General features: G+C 44.6%; 3 protein-coding genes and 1 pseudogene. 2 read left to right on the plus strand and 2 right to left on the minus strand.

What is annotated here, in order from left to right; translation table 11 throughout:
- A partial coding sequence (locus BTM36_RS03670; RefSeq protein ID WP_305778097.1) for a GAD domain-containing protein occupies positions 1–580 on the plus strand: 580 nt, incomplete at its 5' end.
- An 81-nt stretch (positions 581–661) separates the two neighbouring features.
- Here the strand turns inward: BTM36_RS03670 and BTM36_RS03675 are convergent.
- Positions 662–874, minus strand: coding sequence for a hypothetical protein (locus BTM36_RS03675; protein WP_139347039.1), 213 nt, complete (start codon positions 872–874; stop codon positions 662–664).
- Between the two features lie 105 nt (positions 875–979).
- On the minus strand, positions 980–1,471 hold the full coding sequence (locus BTM36_RS03680) for a GntR family transcriptional regulator (protein WP_217349530.1): 492 nt from the start codon (positions 1,469–1,471) through the stop codon (positions 980–982).
- A gap of 44 nt (positions 1,472–1,515) precedes the next feature.
- Here BTM36_RS03680 and BTM36_RS03685 point away from each other — a divergent pair.
- Positions 1,516–1,899: pseudogene (locus tag BTM36_RS03685) on the plus strand (hypothetical protein); the annotation flags it as partial.

Here is a 1,899-nt window from a genome sequence, read left to right on the forward strand (position 1 = left end):
TAGTGATGAAATTATGGAAATGACAGAACGTATGATGCAACATGTGATGAAAGCAGTGAAAGGAATCGACATCGAATTACCACTACCAAGAATACCTTATCAAGAAGCGATGGATCGATATGGATCTGATAAACCGGATACGAGATTTGGACTCGAATTAGTTCACGTAACAGATGTTGTTGTTAATTCTAATTTTAAAGTATTCCAGAATGCAGTAGAAACAGATGGTAAAGTTGCGCTTCTCAACGTTCAAGGTGAGGCTAGTAATTATTCTAGAAAAGATATTGATAAGCTTACCGAATTTGTAAAGATTTACGGTGCGAAAGGGTTAGCGTGGCTTAAACTAGAAGAAGACGAATTAAAAGGACCAATCGTGAAGTTCTTGAGTGAAGATGAAAAATCAGGTATTATCGCAAGAGCTAATGCAAAAAATGGAGATCTTCTTTTATTCGTGGCAGATAAGAGTAGTGTTGTATACGATAGTTTAGGAGCTCTACGACTAAAATTAGGACATGAATTAAATCTTATTGATGAATCTAAATATAACTTTTTATGGGTAACGGATTGGCCATTACGGTAGAAATTCCGGAAATGCTTGAGGAGTGAGGCTTTGCGGTTTGGCTTGTGGCCTTTCCGGACAATTCTGGTTTCTTCTTGCTACTCAGTCCTCGCCGCACTGCCATCCCCGCAAGAGATCGAATGGTTCCAGGCCGTCCCAGCCTTGCGGCATCCTCGTCTCCGGCTTGCCCCCGCCAAGGCTGCGCAGGGCGGAATAACCGCTGAGATCAAGCAATCGTTGCCACAACCGGGGAGCAGCAGAAGGTGTGAAGGCCGCTTCACTCCCGGTCGATTTGAGTTCGCGCTGGTCAGGCATCGGCATTCTCCCGGATTGTGCCATACGTTCTATGGCAATCGCCATAGAACGTAGCACTAGACCGATCGCCATACAACATGCATAATACGGCCCATGCCACGTCCATCAGATGCAAAGACCCGCTTTATCGATACTGCCGTCATCACGGGTATTACGGAACATAACGGAATAATTCAGGAACTCGCCGCTGTCACTGTAGGAAAGGGAAGTGATTCTCAGCAGCGGCGTCTGTTCCGGAACATTCAGATATCCTCCCAACGATTTATCTGCCAGCACGGGAGTCAGACTCTCATAATTACCGCTGATGGTTATCCCACACTCCTTCTCAATGTAATCAAATTTCGACCCCTCGAGATGCGCCAGTGACAGATTGCGAAACAGCTGCACGGGCATAAAGCTAGCCTCCAGCATCAGGGGTTTCCCTTCCACGTAACGCATCCGGCGTGAAAAGGAGATCCGCTCATCCACCTGAATCCGCAGCAGGCTGGCAATGGCTGGTGGTGCGGGCATCACCTCGAATTGCAGAACCTTACTCTGTACGTCTTTACCCTGCTGGCGCAGTACCTCCACCAGCCCGGTCAGATGGTTAAAAAACAACTTAGGTATATACCATCACATATTAAATAATTAGGGGGAGAATTATGAGTGGGACAGTAAATACCGTTTTAGGACCAGTGGCAGTTGATAGTTTAGGAAAAACATTAATGCATGAACATTTCTTTTTCGGTTATGCAGGTCACACAGGAAATACTAAGTATCCTATAGATAGAGACGAAGCGATAAGAGTAGGAATAGAAGTAGCCGATAAAGCAAAACAGCACGGTGTTAAAACAATTGTAGACGCTACGCCAAATGATTCTGGGAGAGACCCAGTATTACTTAAAGAAATTGCTGAAAGAACGGGTCTCCATATAATTTTTTCTACCGGTTATTATTATGAAGGCGAAGGGGCGCCCGCATATTTTAAATTTAAGCAAGGTTTAGGAACTGCAGAAGATGAATTATATGAACTATATATGGATGAA

The organism is Herbaspirillum sp. VT-16-41, from assembly GCF_001994935.1.
Lineage (GTDB): Bacteria > Pseudomonadota > Gammaproteobacteria > Burkholderiales > Burkholderiaceae_D > Herbaspirillum > Herbaspirillum frisingense.

Coding starts and splice junctions, on each gene's coding strand:
- BTM36_RS03675 (WP_139347039.1), bottom strand. CDS start 874: ATGCCTGACCAGCGCGAACTCAAATCGACCGGGAGTGAAGCGGCCTTC.